This window comes from Rhodococcus sp. NPDC049939 (assembly GCF_040656415.1).
Lineage (GTDB): Bacteria > Actinomycetota > Actinomycetes > Mycobacteriales > Mycobacteriaceae > Rhodococcus_F.
The window spans coordinates 335,576-356,533 of sequence record NZ_JBFAMC010000002.1 but is presented as its reverse complement, the minus strand read 5'-3'; the positions used below and the strand labels follow the sequence as shown (position 1 = coordinate 356,533).

Below are 20,958 nucleotides of genomic sequence, written 5' to 3'. Positions count from 1 at the left end.
CGCATACTGACCGACAGGTAACCTCTACCTCGATGTCCACGACAGCAGAAGAGACGCCGACGCCGGCGCTACCCACACAGACCCGCACCCTCACCGGCTGGGGACGCACCGCCCCCACCACGGCGCAAGTGCTGTCCACCCCCGATGTGGAAGTGATCGCGAAAGCGGTCGCCCAGGTGGCGGAGCGGAACGAGTCGAAGCCCACTCACCTGCAGCGAGGGGTGATCGCGCGCGGTCTCGGCCGCTCCTACGGCGACCCGGCGCAGAATGCCGGTGGCCTGGTCATCGACATGAACGCGCTGAACCACATCCACAGCATCGACCGCGACACCCAACTGGTGAGGGCCGACGCAGGCGTCAACTTGGACCAGTTGATGAAGGCTGCCCTGCCGTTCGGCCTGTGGGTACCGGTTCTGCCTGGCACCCGCCAGGTCACCCTCGGCGGCGCAATCGCCTCCGACATCCACGGCAAGAACCATCACAGCGCCGGCAGCTTCGGCAATCACATCGTGTCGTTGAACCTGCTCACCGCCGATGGCAAGGTGCGGAAGCTGACGCCGAAGGGCGGCCGAAGCGACCCCAAGGGTGCGCTCTTCTGGGCGACGATCGGTGGGATGGGCCTGACCGGCATCATCCTCGAGGCCACTATCAAGATGACGCCTACCGAGACCGCGTACTTCATCGCCGACGGGGACGTCACCCAGACGCTCGACGAGACGATCGCGCTGCACAGCGACGGCAGCGAGGCCAACTACGAGTACTCGAGCGCCTGGTTCGATGCCATTTCCGCACCGCCGAAGCTGGGACGGGCCGCGATCTCCCGCGGGTCACTGGCCAAGCTCGATCAGTTGCCGCCCAAGCTGCAGAAGAACCCACTGGCGTTCGATGCGCCGCAGCTGCTGACGCTCCCGGACGTCTTCCCGAACGGGCTGGCCAACAAGTTCAACTTCTCGATGATCGGCGAGTTGTGGTTCCGGAAGTCAGGCAACTATCGCAACAAGGTTCAAAACTTGACGCAGTTCTACCACCCGCTCGACATGTTCGGTGAGTGGAACCGCGCCTACGGGCCCAACGGATTCCTGCAGTACCAGTTCGTGGTACCGACCACCGAGGTCGACGAGTTCAAGGCGATCATCCGTGACATCCAAAGGTCGGGGCACTACTCGTTCCTCAACGTGTTCAAACTGTTCGGTGAAGGCAATCGAGCCCCGCTGAGCTTCCCGATGGCCGGCTGGAACATTTGCGTCGACTTCCGCATCAAGCCAGGCCTGAACGAGTTCGTCACCGAACTCGACAAGCGCGTACTCGAGTTCGGCGGCCGTCTCTACACAGCCAAGGACTCGCGGACCACCGCCGAGACCTTCCACGCCATGTATCCGCGGATCGACGAGTGGATCGCCACTCGCCGCAAGTACGACCCCACCAATGTCTTCGCGTCCGATATGTCCAGAAGGTTGGAACTTTAAGTGATCAACGCTGTCGGTAATCCCCAAACCCTCCTGCTCCTCGGCGGCACGTCCGAGATCGGTCTTGCCATTTGTGAGGAGTACCTGAAGAAGGCGCCGATGCGGGTGATTCTCGCGGCGCTGCCCGGCGACCCCGGTCGCGACGATGCCGTGACCCAACTGAAGGCGGCAGGCGCCAGTGCGGTCGACGTGATCGACTTCGATGCCATCGACACCGAAGCGCACCCCAAGGTGATCGACGAGGCTTGGGATGGCGGTGACGTCGACGTCGCCATCGTCGCGTTCGGCCTGCTCGGAGACGCCGAGGAGTTGTGGCAGGACCAGCGCAAGGCGGTTCAGATCGCCGAGGTCAACTACACCGCCGCGGTGTCGGTGGGTGTGCTGGTGGGCGAGAAGATGAAGGCCCAGGGCTACGGTCAGATCATCGCCATGTCCTCCGCCGCCGGTGAACGCGTGCGTCGCTCGAACTTCGTGTACGGCTCCACCAAGGCCGGGCTCGACGGGTTCTATCTCGGCCTCGGTGAGGCTCTGAGCGAATTCGGTCCGCGTGTGCTGGTCATCCGTCCCGGCCAGGTCCGCACCCGCATGTCCGCGAACGTGAAAGAGGCCCCGCTCACCGTGAACAAGGAAGACGTGGCCAAACTCGCGGTCTCGTCGGCGGAGAAGGGCAAGGATCTCGTCTGGGCACCGGGCGCCTTCCGGTACGTGATGATGATCCTGCGACACATCCCGCGTCCGATATTCAAGAAGCTGCCCATCTAAGCTTCGCCTTTGTGACAACTGACGCAGAGACGACGGAAGCAGAGACGCCGGAAGCAGACGTAGCACCAGCTCGAAAGTCCCTCTCGACAGCTGTCGAGATATTGCTGGGAGCCATCGTGGCCTCGGTGGTTGCCGCAGTCGGGTTGTTCGCCTTCTCGCGCGTGCAGTGGCCCGCTTTCAACTCGTCCAACGTGCTGCAATCGGTCACGACGGTCGGCCAGGTCGCGACCATCGCGGGCATCGCTCTGTCCGTGCTCCTGGTACGCCTGCACCGGGCAGGCCGGTTCGCGACGCTGCTGTCGTGGGCGAGCCTGTCCGGGTTCGTGACCGTCACGCTCGGCCTTCCGCTTGCTGCGACCAAGCTGTACTTGCACGGAATCTCCGTCGACCAGGAGTTCCGCACCGAGTACCTCACGCGGCTGACCGACTCCGCCGCGCTGCGGGACATGACGTACGCGGACCTGCCGCCGTACTATCCGGCCGGGTGGTTCTGGGTGGGAGGGCGCGTCGCGAACCTACTCGGCTTGGACGGCTGGGAAGCGTTCAAGCCGTATGCCATCGGGTCTCTCGCCGTGGCAGCTGTGGTGGCGCTGGTGCTGTGGAGCAATCTGATCCGCCACGACTTGGCCATCCTGGTGTCGCTCGCGAGCGCAGCGCTGGTTCTGGCCTACGGTTCCCCTGAGCCCTACAGCGCCGTCATCGCCCTGCTGGTGGGTCCCGGCCTCGTCCTCGCTTGGGGCGGCCTGTACCGATCCAACGGACGGGGCGGCTGGGGTGCGGTGATCGGCACCGGACTGTTCCTCGGTCTCGCTGCCACGTTCTACTCGCTGTATCTCGCCGTCGCCGCCCTCGCGATAACGCTGCTCGCCCTGCTGTCTGCCGTTCTGCGCACACGGGCGCAGAAGACGTGGAGGGCGGCGATCGATCCGCTGGCGCGGTTGGTCGTCATTGCCGTGGTGTCGGGTCTGCTCGCACTGACGGTCTGGTTGCCGTACCTGCTCGAGGTGGTGCACGGTTCTCCGGCGACCTCCGGAACGGCATTGCACTATCTACCCGAGTCCGGTGCGCAACTACCCCTGCCGATGATCGAGTTCTCGCTCACCGGGGCGCTGTGCCTGCTCGGCACCCTCTGGCTGGTTGCCAGAGCGTCTTCGTCGCGGCGTGCGCAGGCGCTCGGGGTCGGCGTCGTGACCATCTACCTGTGGTCACTGATGTCGATGACGTTCACGGTTCTCGGCAGCACACTGCTCTCGTTCCGGCTCGAGCCGGTTCTCATCGTCCTTCTCGGCACTGCCGGTGTGTTCGGGTTCGTCGAATTCGCGGGATGGCTGGTACTGGCAACCAGCGACAGTCCACGCGTGAAGGGCGCCGTCGTCGTGATCGGCGTGCTCGGCGGCTTGGCTTTCGTCCAAGACATCCCGCAGCATCTCGGCTCGGACATCACCGTTGCGTACACGGACACCGATGGCGATGGCAATCGGGCAGACAAACGTCCACCCGGCGCGGCGGCGTACTACGCCGAACTTGACGAGACCATCACGTCGCAGATTCCACGCGATCGTGATGACACGGTGATCCTGACCGCCGACACAAGTTTCCTGAGCTTCTATCCATACCTGGGGTTCCAGGCTCTGACATCGCACTACGCCAATCCCCTGGCAGATTTCGCCGACCGCGCACGAGCCATCGAAGACTGGAGCGAATTGCAGACTCCGGATCAGCTCGTGGCTGCGCTGGACGAATCCCCTTGGCGTGCTCCCGACGTGTTCATCTTCCGTCAGGGCGTGGACGGCTACACGCTGCGACTTGCAGAGGACGTCTACCCCAACGACCCCAACGTCCGCCGCTACACCGTCTCGTTCTCCAAGGAACTGTTCGACGATCCACGATTCACGGTCTCGGAGATCGGTCCGTTCGTAGTCGTCTCGAGAATCTGAGCGGTTCGCGTTTAGCCCGGGCTGCGTGCGGGAACTCCGCACTCACTCCAGGAGGGGGGCCAGTTCCGTTCTTCGGAGAACAATTCACGGTCGTTGCGAGGAGCGGTCATGGCAGATCCGGTGGAGCCTGAACGTAGTGCAGACAATGGGGAAGTCCATCTTCTCGGCACCGCCGGCGGCGGAGTGTTCATACTGGCCGGCCTCGCGTTGACGATAGGAGCGATCGTCGGCGTGCACGTCGGGCACTGGGCTGTTTTTGCGATCGCAGTGCTCGGTGTAGCGCTGTGGATGGTCAGCGACCTCGTTGCCCGTGTCAGTCGGGACAAGTCGCGAAACATCGGGCGGGCATCCTCGCCGACGCGACCTGCCGAGCGTGCGGCGTAGAACGTGCAGACCGCCGCGCCTCCACGCTCCGTGTCGGCAAATCGGTCGACTCGGCGTCGACAGGGAGGCCCTGAAACGGAGAACACCTCACGGGTGGTTGTGTACCACTCATGAGGTGTTCATCGGGGCTCAGCAGCGATTCTGGCTGTGTCCGCGACATCCTGGGCCGGGCCAGCCCCCACGACCAGATCGCTGGCATAACCTCCGAACGAATCTACGATCGTTGATCGTTCACGACTCGTTCCAGGATCAACCCGCTAGTTGAGCCGCTGCGGCTCACCGTAGGTCATCACAGTGTTTCCACTGACGGTGGATACCATCGCGTACGGGCGGATCGTGACCGGGCCGAGCGCACCGGAGACCGCACCGTGCATTCCGTCCATCCGCACCAATGCCGCCGGCCCATCGAAGGGCTGCCTGTCCAGGACCGGAACGGTAGTGATTCCGCCGGGCTCGAGGTCGATGGCGAGTTCCTGCGACGGAATGATCGAGCCACCGATCGCGCCTTGGGTTCCCGACTCGAGGACCAGAGCTGGGACCGGGAGGACTTCCACAACGACCGCGTTGTTTGCCCCGACCTCCCAGTCGAGGTTTGGCGTGGAGAGCACCACCAACGCGCCGACCAAGGCGACCGGATAACCGATCTGATAACCCATGCTCAGCTCAGTGGCCTCGAATTCCCCCGCATTGGGGCCCTCGATTGCGAATCCCGCATAGCCGTCGTGGAAGAACTCGACACTGGTCGGCGCACTGTCAAGCGGCGGAACGCCTTGGAAGCTGGTATCGCCCTGCACGACCGTGATCACGTTGCCGTTTACGTCAGTGATCGATCTGGAATTGTCGATGGCCGCTGACGCCGAGCCATTGCCCATGACCACACCGAGCGTAGTGACGCCTGCAACTGCAAGCGCTCGTGTGAAGCCAAGGCGAGATTTGTTCATGTTTGTCATGCGGACCTCATTCAGGATGTGCGTTGCGTTACAAAATCCATGCTGAGCGTACACATTGGCAGCCGAATTCGACACCCGGCTTGATCAGAAGTTCACAAATCGTCCAACCGTTTAGCACAGAGAATAACCTGATAACAACGCGGGCGAAGCCGATATCGCCAAATATCCAGGACCCACTGCTGAACGCTGATCCGTGCGCCCACAACGACTTCCACGCACCCGCTGGTGCGCTCCGGAGCCTTGTTCAGCTACCAGTTGGCTAACTCCGGTATTCTCGGACGATCGGCACCGACATGAGCCCCGGAGGCGCTGCTTCGTGACTGAGATTCTCGCCGATGCGGAGACGACGACACCGAACGCTAGCGCAACCAGCACTGCTATTCGTCGTCTCCGCTCCCGCTTCCCACCACACCCGGGTGATGTCGCCGCGGTCGCCTTCTACGTGGGGTTGGCAGGATTTGTCCTGAGCAATCAGTGGAAGCACCTCGGGACGGGATACCTGGTCAACAGCGGGCAGGACCAGACGATGTGGGAGTGGTTCTTCGCCGTTGCCGCACGTTCTCTGGTTCATCTCGAAAACCCACTGTTCAGCGATCTCCAGAACTATCCGCTCGGCGTCAACTTGATGAGCAACACGGCGATGTTCGGCGTCAGCATTCCCTTGGCGCCGGTCACGCTGCTGTTCGGTCCAGGGGTAACGTTCACTTTTGTGCTCGCACTTGGCTTGTCGGGCACAGCTGCTGCCTGGTATTGGGTATTTTCGCGCCATGTCGTGTCCTCGCGATTCGCAGCGGCGGTCGGCGGCGGCCTGTGCGGCTTCGCCCCGGCGCTGATCTCACACGCCAACGGGCATCCCAATTTCGTCGCGCTGTTCCTGCTGCCGTTCATCGCATTGACGGTGGTCCGACTGGGCACAGGAGCGCGACCGGTCAGAGACGGCATCACCGCGGGCCTGTTGATCGCCTATCAGATCTTCCTCGGCGAGGAACCCCTGCTGATCTACGCGCTTGCATTCGCGGTCTTCGGGGTTGCATTCGCAGCATCGCGTCCACGCGCGGCCGTGGCGGCGGCGAAGCGAAGCATCAAAGGTTTCGCCGTCGCGGGCGTCGTTGCGTTGGCCATCACCGCCTTCCCACTCTGGTGGCAGTTCTTCGGCCCCGGCAGCTACAAGGCGATCGAGCACGGTTCGGTCGGCAACGACGTCAAGGAGATCACCAGCTTTCCAACATCCTCGCTGGCTGGGAAGCCCGGATCCGCCGAGTTCAGCATCAACGCGACCGAGGAGAACGCATACTTCGGCTGGCCACTGCTGATACTCCTCGGCTTGTCTGCGGTGTGGTTGTGGCGCATACCGCTGGCACGGGCAGCTGCGGTGACGGTGGCCGTGATGGGTGTGCTGTCGCTCGGCACATCGCTCACCATCGGCGGCCGGGACACCGGTATCTCTTTGCCTTGGAAGCTGATTTCGCATCTCCCGCTACTGGAGTCGGTCCTCGAATCGCGTTTCGCGATGGGCTGCCTACCGGCAGCCGCTCTGTTGCTCGCCCTGGGCACAGAGCGGGCATTGAATTCCGCCGGAGAAGGTCGTCGCACCACTATCGCCGTGTGGATGGGATGGCTCGTGGTGGCCCTTGTTCCCCTCGCTCCCACCCCACTGCCCGTAGTGCCCCGAACGAGCCCACCGGCCTTCTTCGCCGACGGCGCGTGGCGAGAGTATGTCACCGATGGTTCCGTGGTCACCGTGCCGCTGCCGTCACCCGAGAATGCGCGAATGTTGCGCTGGCAGATCGAGCAAGATTTCGCATTCCCAATCGCCGGAGGATATTTCATCGGTCCGGCCGGCAGCGAGGAACGCGGCAAGTACGGGCCGGACGACCGCCCAACCGCGCTGCTACTGGCGTCCGCGCAGAGGTCCGGAGAGGTGCCGGACATCGACGACGCGACGAAAGCTCAGGCGTTCGCGGATCTGAGATTCTGGAAGGCGGACATCTTGGTGCTTCCGCACACCCACAATGACCAAGCCCTTCGCGAGACGGTCGGTCGACTCATCGGTTCGCCTGCAAGAGCCGTTGACGACGTATGGATATGGGACGTGCGGGCGCTGACGTAGGGCGGCTCGGACCCACGTCGGCGGAACGGCGAGGGGCACCGTCGGCGCTCCTCACGAGTTCAGGAGTATGAGCCGGAACCTCCCACCGCTTAGCATCATCGTGTGCGGTCCGGTGAACCCGACGAGGTCGAACCTCCATCATCACAGCCGACGCCGGCTGACATTCGGACCATCCGCACATTCCGGATCCTCGCGATCACGACCGGTCTGCTCGGTTTCCTGCTCGCGCTAGCCATCCCGTTCCTGCCGGTGAAGCAGGATGCGGCCTCGATCGACTGGCCGCAAAACGGCGTCCTGAACAGCGTCGAGGCCCCACTCGTCTCCTATACACCGCTGAACATGCAGGTCAGCATTCCGTGCTCGGCTTTCACTCACCTCGAACCGGAGGGCGGCACCGTTCTCTCGACGCTCCCGGACCGGGCGCCCGACTTCGAGCAGAACGGTCTCGTCATCAAGAGCAGCGACGACGCCACGGTTGACGTCGTGATCCGCGGGACCTCGTTGATCTCCGCGAACCTTGCCGATCTCCAAGGGTGCGCGACTATCAGCGTCACCTCCGACTATCAGCGAACGTCCGCCGAAATCACCGGTCTCGCGCAGCCGGTGACCGGCCGTGTCGACGGAGACTGGCGCCCCCAGATGGTCGGGCTCTTCACCGACCTACAGGGCACCGCCCTCGGCAACACAGAGGGCACCGCCCTCGGCAACACGGAGGGCACCGCCCTCGGCGAACTGAACGTCCACGTCGACATCGACTCCCGGTTCTCATCCAGCCCGACCACGCTCAAGTTGCTGGTGATGGCCATGTGCGTCCTGGCGACGCTGACGTCGCTGTATGCGCTGCACCGCATCGACGGCATCGACGGCAGACGTGCCCGCCGCTTCCTGCCCGCCCACTGGTGGAAGTTCACCGGAGTCGATGCCGTCGTGATCGGGACGCTGGTGCTGTGGCACATCATCGGCGCCAACACTTCCGACGACGGCTACATCCTCGGTATGGCGCGCGCTTCGGAGCATTCCGGCTACATGGCCAACTACTTCCGCTGGTTCGGTGTACCCGAGGCACCGTTCGGTTGGTCGTACGAACTTCTCGCGCTGATGGCGAATGTGAGCACCGCAAGCATGTGGATGCGGTTGCCCACTCTGCTCGCGGGTCTGCTCTGTTGGATGTTGATCAGCCGGGAGGTCATTCCGCGGCTCGGCGTCGCAGTACGCCACAACAGAACTGCACTCTGGACCGGCGGCCTCGTCTTCGTCGCCTTCTGGCTGCCGTACAACAATGGCCTGCGACCTGAACCCGTCATTGCGGTCGGCGCCCTTCTCACCTGGTGTTCTGTCGAACGTGCCATCGCGACCGGGCGACTACTTCCCGCCGCCGTCGCCGTGCTCATCGCCGCGTTCTCGCTCGCCGCCGGTCCGTCGGGTCTCATCTGCGTCGCTGCCCTGCTCGCAGGTGGCCGCCCCATCTTTCAAATCATGATCACCCGCGCACGTCAGGTGGGACTGGCTCCCCAGATCATGCCGATCCTCGCCGCAGGAACGGTCGTGCTGGTGGTTGTGTTCGCGGATCAGACGCTCGCGACGGTGCGAGAATCAACCCGCGTCCGTTCCGCTGTCGGACCCAACGTGGCATGGTTCGACGAACGACAGCGTTGGGACGCTCTCCTGAGTATCACCCCGGACGGTTCCCTGGCCCGCCGATTCGGTGTCTTGGTGATGCTGCTGTGCGTAGTCGTCTGCGTGGTGCTGATCTTGCGGAAAGGGAGAGTACCGGGCGCCGCCGTCGGGCCGTCCCGCCGCATTCTCGGAATCGTCTTCGCATCGCTTCTGTTGATGATGTTCACGCCTACGAAGTGGACGCACCACTTCGGTGTGTACGCCGGACTCGCGGGCTCTGTCGCGGTGCTCACCGCGGTCGGCATTGGCGCAGCGAGCGTCCGGTCCAAACGTAACCAGACCCTCTTCACCGCTGGGATCCTGTTCATCCTGGCGTTGACGTTCACCGGATCCAACAGCTTTTGGTATGTCTCGAGCTACGGCGTCCCCTGGTTCGACCAGCCCCCGATGATCGGCGGCAAGGGCTTCTCCACGGTCTTCCTGGGTCTGGCGGTACTGGCCGTGCTCCTTGCCGCCTGGTTCCACGTGCAGGAACCGTTCGAGACGGAACAGAAGAAGCAACCCGACGAAAGGTACGCCCGGATTCTCGCCGCTTCCCCGCTGACCATTGCGGCGGCTGCGGTCGTTCTGTTCCAGGTGCTGTCCCTCCTGAAGGGGGCAGTGGAACAGTACCCCGCGTACTCCATCGCCAAGTCCGACATCGAGTCGGTCGGCGGGGATACTTGTGGCCTCGCCGAAGAGGTGCTGGTGGAAACCGACCCCACCTCGGCGCTACTCCCGCTGCTCACCCCGGTAACAGATCTGGACGGGGCGGGCGCGTTCGGCGCCACGGATGCGGTGGGATTTACACCCGGTGGCGTTCCACCCGACCTCTCCACCGGTTCCGAACTGGTCGCGGTCGGCGACGCCGATACCGTCGACACCGCCAACTACCAGACCACCAGCTCAGAAACTGGTGGTGGTGACGAAGCCATTGTGGGCATCAACGGCAGCACCGTCGCTCTGCCGTTCGGTCTGGACCCGGCACGCACCCCGGTGCTGGGCAGCTACCAGCCTGGCGGGCGGCAGCAATCCACCTCCATCATCACAGGCTGGTACGGACTGCCCGAGCGCAGCGACGACGCTCCGATCCTCACGATCTCGGTCGCCGGACGCATTCACTCGGTCGACGCGGTCGGCTTCGTCACCCCCGGGCAGACCCTGTCTGTCGAGTACGGGTTTGCCGAGCCCGACGGGACCGTCACCCAGCTCGGCTCAGTCGACCCCATCGATATCGGCCCCGCACCGGAGTGGCGCAACGTGCGTGTTCCGCTCGATCAGATCCCGACCGACGCAAACACCGTGCGACTCATCGCGGAAGACCCGGGTACCGACCCCGACCCGTGGCTGGCCATAACCCCGCCCAGGGTGCCGAAGATGCAGACACTGCAGACGGTCGTCGGCTCAGTCGACCCGGTACTCGTGGACTGGGCTGTCGGGCTGGCCTTCCCCTGCCAGCGCCCCTTCGACCATCGCTACGGTGTGGCCGAGGTCCCGCATTGGCGCATTCTGCCCGATCGAACCAATGCGCAAGTTACGAATGGCTGGCAGGACGAGTTCGGCGGCGGTCCGCTGGGCTGGATCGACCAGCTCCTGTCGGCAAGAACCCTGGCAACCTATTTGTCGAACGACTGGGACCGAGATTGGGGCTCACTCGAGCGGTACACGCCACTGGACGAAGCGGCGACGCCGGCCCAGGTCATTTCTGAACAAGTGACCAGGTCAGGTATCTGGTCGCCCGGACCGGTGCGCGACCAGCAGTAAAATTCCTAGTTCGCTTGGTTAACATTTTCATACTCAGTTTCCTCGCTTACGATCGAATATCGTGCCAGACGTCGCAACAATTTCCGTCTCTGAACCCGAGGGGTCCTTGCCGCCTGCCGGCGAGGACCGTCGGAACGAGTATCGGACAACTCGTCTGGTCGCCATAGTCGCCGGGCTCATCGGGTTCGTGTTGTCGGTGGCGACACCATTCATGCCGGTACAGCAGACGACGGCTGTGCTGAACTGGCCCGAGAACGGCGTCGTCGGCGATCTCGAAGCACCGCTGATGTCGCAGGTTCCGATCGATCTGTCGGCGACGATTCCTTGTTCACTGGTGGCCCAACTGCCGCCGGAGGGTGGTCTTCTTCTGGCGACTGCTCCCGCTCAGGGGGAGAACGCTGCGATGAACGCGATGTTCGTTCGGGCCACCGCAAACTCCGTCGACGTGATCGACCGCAACGTCGTGGTCGCGACGGCACCGCGCGATCAGGTGCAATCGGTTGGATGCTCGGAAATCCGCATCACCTCGAACATCGACGAGACAACTGCGGAGTTCGCCGGTCTGACGACCCCGAGCGGCAACCCTGTCTCCGGTCAGCTCACCGGCGACCTCCGGCCGCAGATCGTGGGCGTGTTCAGCGACCTCTCCGATGGACCGGCACCGGCCGGTCTGTCGTTCACCGCAAATATCGACTCCCGGTTCTCGTTGAGCCCGACAATCATCAAATCCATCGGCATCTTCGCGGCCATCCTTGCCACGGTGATCGCGCTCGTCGCCCTCAGCCGCCTCGATGGCACGGACGGACGGGGGCACCGCAGCTTCTTCCCGTCGAACTGGTGGAAGTTCACCCGACTCGACACGGTGGTCGTCGGCACACTGGTGCTCTGGCATTTCATCGGCGCCAATACCTCCGACGACGGCTACATACTCAGCATGGCCCGAGTCTCCGAGCACTCCGGCTACATGGCCAACTACTACCGCTGGTTCGGCGTCCCCGAAGCACCGTTCGGCTGGTATTACGACGTCCTCGCAGCGATGACCAAGATTTCGACTGCGAGCCCGTTCATGCGGCTGCCCGCCCTGATCGCCGGGATCCTCTGCTGGCTGCTGATCAGCCGCGAGGTAGCACCTCGCCTGGGCCGCGCCGTCCGGCGAAACAACGTCGCCCTGTGGACCGGCGGATTCATCTTCCTCGCCTTCTGGCTGCCCTACAACAACGGTCTGCGGCCCGAGCCGATCGTGGCGCTCGGCGCGCTGCTCACCTGGTGCTCGATGGAGCGTGCCATCGCGACGGGACGCCTGTTCCCGGCGGCCATCGCAGTATTGATCGCAGCGTTCACTCTCGCCGCCGCCCCAACGGGCCTGATGTGCGTGGCCGCCCTGCTCGCAGGTGCGCGTCCGATCGTCCGCATCATCGTCAAGCGTCACCGTCAGGTAGGAACGCTGCCGCTGCTGGCACCGATCGCAGCCGCCGGAACCATTCTTCTGGTCGTGGTGTTCTTCACCCAGACCTACGCCACGGTGACGGAGGCCACCCGTGTGCGCACCCTCATCGGGCCGAACCTCAAGTGGTTCGAAGACTTCCTGCGCTACTACTTTCTGTTACTCCCGACCGCCGACGGTTCCCTCCCCCGTCGATTCGCGTTCTTCGCGATGATCCTGTGCCTGTTCGCAACCATGTTCATCCTGGTGCGTCGCGGGCGGATTCCCGGAATCGCGATTGCTCCGTCATGGCGGCTGGTAGGTGTCGTGGTCGGAACGATCTTCTTGATGATGTTCAACCCCACCAAGTCGACTCACCACTTCGGTGCGTACGCCGGTATCGCGGGCTCACTCGCCGCACTTACCGCAGTCTTGGTGTCGGCGTCCGTTCTCCGATCTCGCCGCAACCGCACGGTCTTTCTCGCCGGAGTGCTGTTCATGCTGGCGGTGAGCTTCGCAGGCATCAACGGGTACTGGTACGTCTCGACCTATGGCATCCCCTGGTTCGACAAGCCTGTCTCCTTCCGGGGATACCAGTCCTACACGTTCCTCTACATCCTGTTCGGAATCGCCCTGGCCGTGGCGGCGTGGCAGCACCTGCGTGAAGGTTTCGCCGCATCACCCACCGGCGAAAAAACACGCAAACGCAGATTCGTCAACAAATTCGCCGCGGCCCCACTCACCGTCGCCGCAGGCTTGATGGTGCTGTTCGAAGTGGCGTCACTTCTCAAGGGTGCCGTTGCGCAGTACCCGGCGTACTCACTGGCCCGGTCCAATTTCGAGGCCCTGGCCGGACACAGCTGCGGACTCGCCGACGACGTCCTCGTGGAGACCGACACCAACGGCGGAAATCTCACTCCCATAACCGATCCCACACAACCGCTGGCTGACCCCGCCAACCCACTGGGCGGCACAGATCCCGTCGGTTTCTCTCCCAACGGGGTTGCGTCCGACCTGACCGCCGACGCCGTTGCGGCCGTGCCCGGCGAGCGCAGCACCAACGGCCAGAGCGTGGACCCCGCCCTCGATACCGGATCGGCCGCCGGCACCGGCCAGGTCGGCGTCAACGGCAGCAGCGTCTCACTGCCGTTCGGACTCGACCCCAGCACTACACCCGTCATGGGCAGCTTCCAGGAAGGCGTCCAGGAACCAGCCAGACTGACGTCGAGCTGGTACGCACTCCCCGAACGCAGCCCCGACAGTCCGCTGATCGTCATAACTGCGGCCGGACGCATATGGTCGGTCGACTCGACCGGCGCCACCACCTATGGGCAGTCACTACTCCTCGAATACGGCAAGCGCCAACCCGACGGCACCGTCGAGGCTCAGGGAACCTACCTCCCCAAGGACATCGGACCGGCACCGTCGTGGCGCAACCTCCGCATCCCGATCAACGAACTGTCCCCGGACGCCGACGCGGTGCGTATCGTCGCCAACGATCCCAACCTCGCCGGCGACCAGTGGCTCGCGTTCACCCCACCCCGCGTTCCCAAGCTGGAGACCCTCAACACGGTGATCGGCAGCTCGCAGCCAGTGCTGCTGGATTGGGCTGTGGCACTTCAGTTCCCGTGCCAGCGCCCGTTCGACCACCGGGACGGTGTCGCGGAAATGCCGAACTACCGCATACTCCCCGACTACGTGCTGGCCAACCTGATGACCAACCAGTGGCAGTCCGAGGAAGGCGGCGGGCCTCTCGGGTTCTCCTACATGCTCGCGGGCGCCAACAGTGTCCCCACCTACCTGAAAGATGACTGGGATCGCGACTGGGGCTCCCTCGAACGCCTCGACCGGTACTACCCGGACACGACTCCGGCCACACTCGACACCTCGACCGTGACCAGGTCGGGGATGTGGTCACCAGGCACCCTACGGGTGTACGAGGGCATGTAGAACCCCCAAGCGGACCCCCGTTGCGCCGGAGACGGCGCAGGGGACCACTGTCGCGCAATCAGACTGAGCCCAAGGGATATTGGGCGAAAAGGAAGTTAGGTCTGGGCAGGTAGGCCTAGAGAGGCATCAGGTCGTGTTTGCGCGGGTTGCGCTCCACCTTCTTGTCGCGCAGCAGCGTCAGCGCCTTCCGAATCTCGAGCCGTGTCGTCGACGGCTCGATCACCGCGTCGATGTATCCACGCTCGGCAGCGATGTACGGCGTCGCGATGTTCTCGTTGTAGAAGTTGATCAGCTGCCGACGCACAGCGGGCGCATTGTCGCCTGCCGCCTCGATCTGCCTGCGGCCGATCAGATCGACAGCACCCTCGGCACCCATCACTGCGATTCGGGCAGTGGGCCACGCCAAGTTGATGTCTGCACCCAGTTGCTTCGAGCCCATGACCGCGTAGGCACCGCCGTACGCCTTGCGGATAACCACGGTTACCTTCGGCACCGTCGCCAAGACGAACGCGAAGATGAAACGCCCACCGCGCTTGATGACCCCGATCTTCTCCTGTTCGACGCCGGGAAGGAATCCGGGTGTGTCGACCGCGAACACGAGCGGAATCTCGAATGCATCACAGATGCGGACGAAATGAGCAGCCTTGTCGGACGCCGCGGCATCCAATGCACCGGCGGACACCAGCGGCTGGTTCGCGATCACTCCGACGGTGCGCCCGTCCACTCGAGCGAACCCGGTGATGATGTTCATCGCCACCTGCCCGGAGATCTCGTGGAATTCCCCGTCGTCGAAGATTCGCATGAGAACGTCGTGCATGTCGTATCCGGCGTTGTCCGAATCAGGGATGAACGTATCCAGTTCACGATCGGACGCCGTGATCTCCGGTTCGAGACCTGGATTGACCACCGGTGGCAACTCTTTGCAACTCGACGGCATGTAGCTCAGGTACCTGCGGACCCACTCGAACGCCGCCTTCTCGTCCGGTGCGATGTGGTGGAGGTTGCCGAACTGAGCCTGCGCCCGCGCCCCGCCCAGTTCCTCGAGGCTGACGTCCTCTCCCGTGATCTTGCGAACCACATCAGGTCCGGTGACGAACATGTACGACTCTTCGGTCGCCACCAGAATGTCGGTGTTGATCGGCGCATACACCGCGCCGCCCGCACACTTGCCCAGAATCACCGAGATCTGCGGGCACATGCCCGACAGTGGCTCCTGCCGACGGCCCAGTTCTGCATACCAGGCCAGCGATGTCACCGCGTCCTGGACTCGAGCTCCCGCAGATTCGTTGATACCGACGCAGGGGCAGCCGATCTTTGCAGCAAACTCCATGATGGCGGCCACCTTGCGGCCGAACATTTCGCCCACCGCGCCGCCGAACACCGTCTGATCGTGCGAAAAGACCGCAACCGGACGGCCATCCACCGTGCCATGTCCGGTGACGACGCCGTCGCCGTACGGATTGTTCGGATCGCCGGGCAACTTCGCGAGCGCACCCATCTCGACGAAGCTTCCGGGATCGAGCAGCATGTCGATGCGCTCACGTGGGGTAGGCAGTCCCTTCGCCTCACGTTTCGCAATGGCCTTCGGCGACCCGGGCGTCTTCGCCAGCTCTAGCTTTTCACGCAGATCCTCGAGCTTTTGTGCGGTGGTTGTCACTGATGCGCTCCAGTTCCGGCGGCCTCGATCTCCGCCAGCTTCTTGGTCAGATCGGCTCCGACCTTCGCAATGTACGGCTCGTCAACGATCTGGATATGGTCGCCACCCACATGGATGACCTCGAGGTTCTTCACCGCTTGGCCCCAGCCGCCGTCGGGCTTGCGAGTCTTGAACGCAGGCTCGAGAGTTGTCGCGTCGTCGTGGTAGCGGTCGGCCATGTACAGGACGACCTCGCCGTCGTACTGCTGCAACTCGGCCGTCTGAATCGCCCGGTTGTCGAGCCACGACGTGCGCTGATGCTCGATGATTCCGCCGGGAATCTTCGCGCCGCTCAGCTTGAGCAGATCCATCAAGATCTTGATCTGCTCCTCATCGGACTCGGCAGCGGCGAGCTTGTCGTACGGGAGCGGGTAGTCCACGTTGTAGGTCTTCTTCGCGAATGCGGCGTACCTCTGCCACCGTTTGCGAACCTCTTCCGGAGTGTCCTCGACCTTCTCACCGGCCATCACGGTATCGATGAGACCGACCACCCGGACGTCGGCACCGGACTCGCGCAGCATTCTCGCTACCGCGTACGCCAACACCCCGCCGAGCGACCAACCGTAGAGCACATACGGTCCCTCGCCCTGGATCTCACGAATGATCGGCAGGTACTCCGCCGCCCGGACCTCGATCGGCCCCTCAGTGCGTTCGAGTCCATACATCGGGGTATCCGCCGGCAGGCGCCTCAGCAGCGGCTCGTAGGCCACCGTGGAACCACCGGCCGGGTGGAAGACGAAGACGGGGACTGCGTTAGAGCCTTCGGGGCGCGGCCGCAGAGCCCTGACCAACCCATCGACCTGGCCGGCGTCCTCGAGGAATCCCCGTACGACATTGGCCAGTTCCTCGATCGTCGTGGAGTCGAGCACGTCGTCGAACGTGATGTCTCCGTTCGCGCGCTCCGACAGTCGAGCTGCGAGCTTTTCCGCTGTCTCGTCGTCGAGGATCGGAAGCGTGTTGAAGATGCCCTTGGCGGACTCGCCGGTGACGACGGCCCACGTGGCGAACGTCAGACGCTCGGCCGCATCGCGAGGCGGTACGTCGGAATCACCCGCGTCAGCCGACTCCTCCTCGCCGCTCGGGGAAGCGACCTCGGCACGGTCGGCCCCAGCTTCACGGTCAGCCCCGGCTTCACTGTCGGCTTCAGTGGCCTCGGCGGCCTCGGCTTCCCTCTGCGCTTTCTGACTCTCGGCGAGTGCCTGCACTTCTTCGCGGTTCTCCACCGCATAGCGCAGGTACTTGCCTACCTCCAAGAGGTTCGCGTCGCGGACGGCCTGCAACTGCAACTGCGGAATGTCGAATTCGTACTCGACACGGTTCTTGATACGGACAGCCATGAGCGAGTCCAGGCCCAACTCGATGAGCGGGATCTCTGCGGGCAGGTCCTCCGTGGCGTAGCCCATCGACTCGGCGACGATCAGCGCGAGACGGCCCTCGAGCGACTGCGACCCATTCGGATCCCACTTCTCACCGATGTCGTCGACGACCTCCGGAAGCTCCTCCATGGGAGAGCTGGAGCGCACCGGTTCAGCAAGGACAGGTTCGGGCAGAGCCTCACCGGAGGTGACCGTGGCCTCGAACAACAGCGTGAAACTCGTGCCTGCCCGAGCATGCACCTGCAACGACGCCCCACCCGGATGGGAATTGAGCGTGGTGGTGAGCGTTCCCCCTGCGGGAACCTGGGCGTGCGATACGGCCGCCGACAGCGTCACATCGGACAGCACCTGGGACGCGGCGGCGGTTACCAGCGCGGGCAGGTCGGTGACGACGCCGGCCTGAACCTCCCACACGTGCCGACCGTCCGGCAACGCCACGTGCGCTCCCGGAACGCGGGTATCGCCGCCCGAGTTGATCCGGGTCTCCAGCCAGTACGGCTTGCGGATCCATGCGGTGCGTGGGACATCCGCGAAGTCGCCCTCCGGCAGCAGCGACGACAGATCGACGGCGTGGCCGTGCACGTACAACTGGGCGAGCGCAGAGAGGACACCGAGTGGCTCGTCCTCCTTGCGCTTGAGCGTCTGGATGAGCTGCACATCGTGCAGGCCGGCGTCGAAGGCGGTGGCCGCCACAGACATCAGCGCCACGGGATTGGGCGCCAACTCCACGAATGTGGTGTGCCCGGAGCTGACCGCGAGCCGGACCGCGTTGGTGAAGTAAACGCTGTGGCGCAACCCCTTGGTCCAGTACCCCTCGCGGTGGATGGGCTCGTGGCCGGCGCGGTAGAAGGTTTCCTGGTCGACGGATGAGTACACACCGAGCTTCAGCTTCTTCGGCTCGATTCCCGCCAGTTCCGCAGCCAGCTCACCCAGCAGTGGGTCGACCTGAGAGGTATGGCTCGCACCCTTCGTCTTCAGTACCCGCGCCATCTTCTCCTCAGCCTCGGCGCGAGCGACGATGGCGTTGACCTCGGGCTCGGGGCCGCCGATCACAGTGTGCGTCGGGGCCGCGTACACGCAGACCTCGAGGTTGGGGAAGTCGGCGAAGACGGTTTCGATCTCCGCGGCGCTGTACTCGACGAGCGCCATGAGGCGGATGTCGTCACCTTGTAGCAGCGCCTCGGCCTCGCCCATCAGACGAGAGCGGGCGCAGATCACGCGTACCGCGTCCTCTAGCGGCAGACCACCAGAGATGTAGGCGGCGGCGGCCTCACCCATGGAGTGTCCGACAACCGCCTCGGCTTCGGCGCCATGGTGACGCAGCAGCGCCGCCAAACCGATCTGGATGGCAAAGATGCCGACCTGCGACGTCTCGACGTCGTAGTCGACCGCGTCGTCGAGGAACTTCTCCTTCATGGAGTAGCCGGCTTCATACTCGATCAGTTCGTCGACCTCGTCGATCGCGGCCGCGAATACCGAGTTCTCCAGGTACAACTGCTTGGCCATCTTGCGATGCTGCGAACCAAAGCCCGACAGGACCCAGATGGCACCCTTGGCGGACGGCGAATCCGCCGAGAACACTCCCTGACCCGGCTTACCCGCGGCGACAGCGCGCAATCCTGTGATTGCCTCGGCGCGAGTCTTTGCGAGCACCACAGCACGCGAGCGACCGTGGTTGCGGCGCGCGAGGGTCCGGGCGACGTCGGTGAGCGCAGTGGTGCTGCCTTCCTCCGTCTCGAGCCAGTCAGCGAGATCCGCGGCGGCGCGGCGGCGGCGCGACGGCAGCGCACCCGACACAGCGAGCAGCACAGTCTGCTCGGCGCTCTGCGACTCCGTCGCTTCAGTTGCTTCAGTTGCCTCCGTCGCCGGGGGCTCGGGCGCCTCCGTCGCATCGTTCACAGCCGGACCGGTGTATTCGCGAACGACCACGTGCGCATTGGTGCCACCGAACCCGAACCCGGACACGCCCGCAACGGCTGAACCCGTGTACCGCGGCCACGCCGCACCCTCGGGGATCACCTTCAGGTGCGCCTTGTCGAACGCGATGTACGGGTTGGGGCCCGCGAAGTTCAGCGTTGGCGGTAGGGAGTCTTCCTGCATCGACAGGACAACCTTGATCAGCCCGGCAGCCCCAGCGGCAGCCTCGAGGTGCCCGAAGTTGGTCTTGGCGGAACCGAGCAGCGCGGGCTGGTCGTCGGTGCGCCCACGCCCGACGACCCGTCCGAGCGCATCGGCTTCGATGGGATCCCCGAGGATCGTGCCGGTGCCGTGAGCCTCGATGTAGTCGACCCCCGACGGATTGATGCCTGCGTCCCGATACGCGTGCTTTAGTACGTCGGCCTGCGCATCGGGGTTCGGGGCGGCGAGACCGTTGGAACGGCCGTCCTGGTTGACCGCACTGCCTGCGATGACGGCCAAGATTTCGTCGCCGTCGCGCTCGGCGTCGTCGAGACGTTTGAGCACGACGAGACCACCGCCCTCGGCGCGAATCATGCCGTCGGCGTCGGAGGAGAATGCCTTGATCCGGCCGTTCGGCGCCATCACGCCCAATTGGTCGAATCCCAGCGTGGCGGGCGGAGCGACGAGCATGTTGACGCCACCGGCGAGTGCGACGTCCGATTCACGGGTCCGCAGCGAACGCACAGCCTGGTGCACGGCCACCAGCGAAGAGGAACACGCTGTGTCGACCGCGATGGAGGGGCCGCGGAAATCGTAGAAGTAGGAGACCCGGTTGGCGACGATGGACGTCGACGTCCCGGTCAGCGCATACGGATGCGCATTGACCGGGTCGCTGACCGCGAGAAGTTGATAGTCGTTGGCGGAGCTGCCGATGAACACACCGACCTGCCCGCCCTTCAGATCACTCGCGGGAATGCGGGCGTGCTCGAGCGCCTCCCAGGTAAGTTCCATCGCCAAACGCTGTTGCGGATCGACGTTCACGACCTCGAGCGGGGACATCGCGAAGAACTCGGCGTCGAAGGTCTTAACGTCGTCGAGGTAGCCGCCGAGCTTGTTGGCCTTCTCGATCGCCGCCTTGATGTGCGGGTCGGACGTGAACTCCTCCCAGCGGCCTTCGGGCAACTCGGAGATGCCGTCACGACCCTCCGCGAGCATCTCCCACATCTGCGCGGGAGTCGTTCCGGCACCCGGGAAGCGTGTTGCCAGACCGACAATCGCGATGTCGTGTGCATCCGATGTCGCCGCCGCCGCGTAGTACGACGCATCGACCGATTCGTCAGCCTGCTCGGGTTCACCCTCGATGATGCGAGCGGCGAGCGACGCGATGGTGGGATGCTGATAGGCAACGGTCGCGGTGAGCGTGACCCCTGCCAGTTCCTCGATTTCGCCACTGAGAGCGACGGCATCGCGGGACGAAAGACCGAACTCTTCCATCGGGCGGTCGTCGGTGATCTGCTCGACCGGCTGCCCGGTGACGTCGGCGATCCAGTTGCGCAGCCACTCACTCAGCTGCGCGACCGTCAGA

Annotated in this window: 10 protein-coding genes; 7 read left to right on the top strand and 3 right to left on the bottom strand. The window is 64.1% G+C overall.

Annotated features, from left to right (window positions below; translation table 11 throughout):
• Positions 1-32 precede the first annotated feature (32 nt).
• From AB0I57_RS10980 to AB0I57_RS10965, 4 genes are all read left to right on the top strand, one after another.
• The gene (locus tag AB0I57_RS10980; protein ID WP_358334211.1) at positions 33-1,466 is read left to right on the top strand and encodes an FAD-binding oxidoreductase; all 1,434 of its coding nucleotides are present in this window, start codon (positions 33-35) and stop codon (positions 1,464-1,466) included.
• On the top strand, positions 1,467-2,228 hold the full coding sequence (locus tag AB0I57_RS10975) for a decaprenylphospho-beta-D-erythro-pentofuranosid-2-ulose 2-reductase (RefSeq protein WP_358334208.1): 762 nt from the start codon (positions 1,467-1,469) through the stop codon (positions 2,226-2,228).
• An 11-nt stretch (positions 2,229-2,239) separates the two neighbouring features.
• A complete protein-coding gene (locus AB0I57_RS10970) occupies positions 2,240-4,165 on the top strand; it encodes a galactan 5-O-arabinofuranosyltransferase (RefSeq protein WP_358334205.1) in 1,926 nt (641 codons plus the stop codon).
• A 108-nt stretch (positions 4,166-4,273) separates the two neighbouring features.
• Positions 4,274-4,549 (top strand): hypothetical protein, encoded by a 276-nt coding sequence (locus AB0I57_RS10965; protein WP_358334202.1) that lies wholly within the window; start codon positions 4,274-4,276, stop codon positions 4,547-4,549.
• Positions 4,550-4,806: 257 nt separating this feature from the next.
• On the opposite strand, the gene AB0I57_RS10960 is transcribed toward AB0I57_RS10965, so the two are convergent.
• The gene (locus AB0I57_RS10960) at positions 4,807-5,499 is read right to left on the bottom strand and encodes an MspA family porin (RefSeq protein ID WP_358334199.1); all 693 of its coding nucleotides are present in this window, start codon (positions 5,497-5,499) and stop codon (positions 4,807-4,809) included.
• Between the two features lie 316 nt (positions 5,500-5,815).
• Between AB0I57_RS10960 and AB0I57_RS10955 the strand changes: the two genes are divergently transcribed.
• The 3 genes from AB0I57_RS10955 (at position 5,816) to AB0I57_RS10945 (ending at position 14,402) form a co-directional block, all read left to right on the top strand.
• Positions 5,816-7,609, top strand: coding sequence for a glycosyl transferase (locus tag AB0I57_RS10955; RefSeq protein ID WP_358334196.1), 1,794 nt, complete (start codon positions 5,816-5,818; stop codon positions 7,607-7,609).
• Positions 7,610-7,780: 171 nt separating this feature from the next.
• Positions 7,781-11,029, top strand: coding sequence for an arabinosyltransferase domain-containing protein (locus AB0I57_RS10950; RefSeq protein WP_358334898.1), 3,249 nt, complete (start codon positions 7,781-7,783; stop codon positions 11,027-11,029).
• A 61-nt stretch (positions 11,030-11,090) separates the two neighbouring features.
• A complete protein-coding gene (locus tag AB0I57_RS10945) occupies positions 11,091-14,402 on the top strand; it encodes an arabinosyltransferase domain-containing protein (protein ID WP_358334194.1) in 3,312 nt (1,103 codons plus the stop codon).
• 115 nt (positions 14,403-14,517) lie between these two features.
• On the opposite strand, the gene AB0I57_RS10940 is transcribed toward AB0I57_RS10945, so the two are convergent.
• Positions 14,518-16,059: an acyl-CoA carboxylase subunit beta gene (locus AB0I57_RS10940; RefSeq protein WP_358334191.1), complete on the bottom strand. Its 1,542-nt coding sequence runs from the start codon at positions 16,057-16,059 to the stop codon at positions 14,518-14,520.
• The gene (gene pks13, locus AB0I57_RS10935) at positions 16,056-20,957 is read right to left on the bottom strand and encodes a polyketide synthase Pks13 (protein ID WP_358334895.1); all 4,902 of its coding nucleotides are present in this window, start codon (positions 20,955-20,957) and stop codon (positions 16,056-16,058) included. Before pks13 ends, AB0I57_RS10940 begins: the two co-directional genes overlap by 4 nt.
• Between the last annotated feature and the right edge of the window lies 1 nt (position 20,958).

What these genes read in the sequence shown, in the direction of transcription:
- AB0I57_RS10980 (WP_358334211.1), top strand. Translation starts at nt 33, where the DNA reads ATGTCCACGACAGCAGAAGAGACGCCGACGCCGGCGCTACCCACACAG.
- AB0I57_RS10960 (WP_358334199.1), bottom strand. Translation starts at nt 5,499, where the DNA reads ATGACAAACATGAACAAATCTCGCCTTGGCTTCACACGAGCGCTTGCA.
- AB0I57_RS10965 (WP_358334202.1), top strand. Translation starts at nt 4,274, where the DNA reads ATGGCAGATCCGGTGGAGCCTGAACGTAGTGCAGACAATGGGGAAGTC.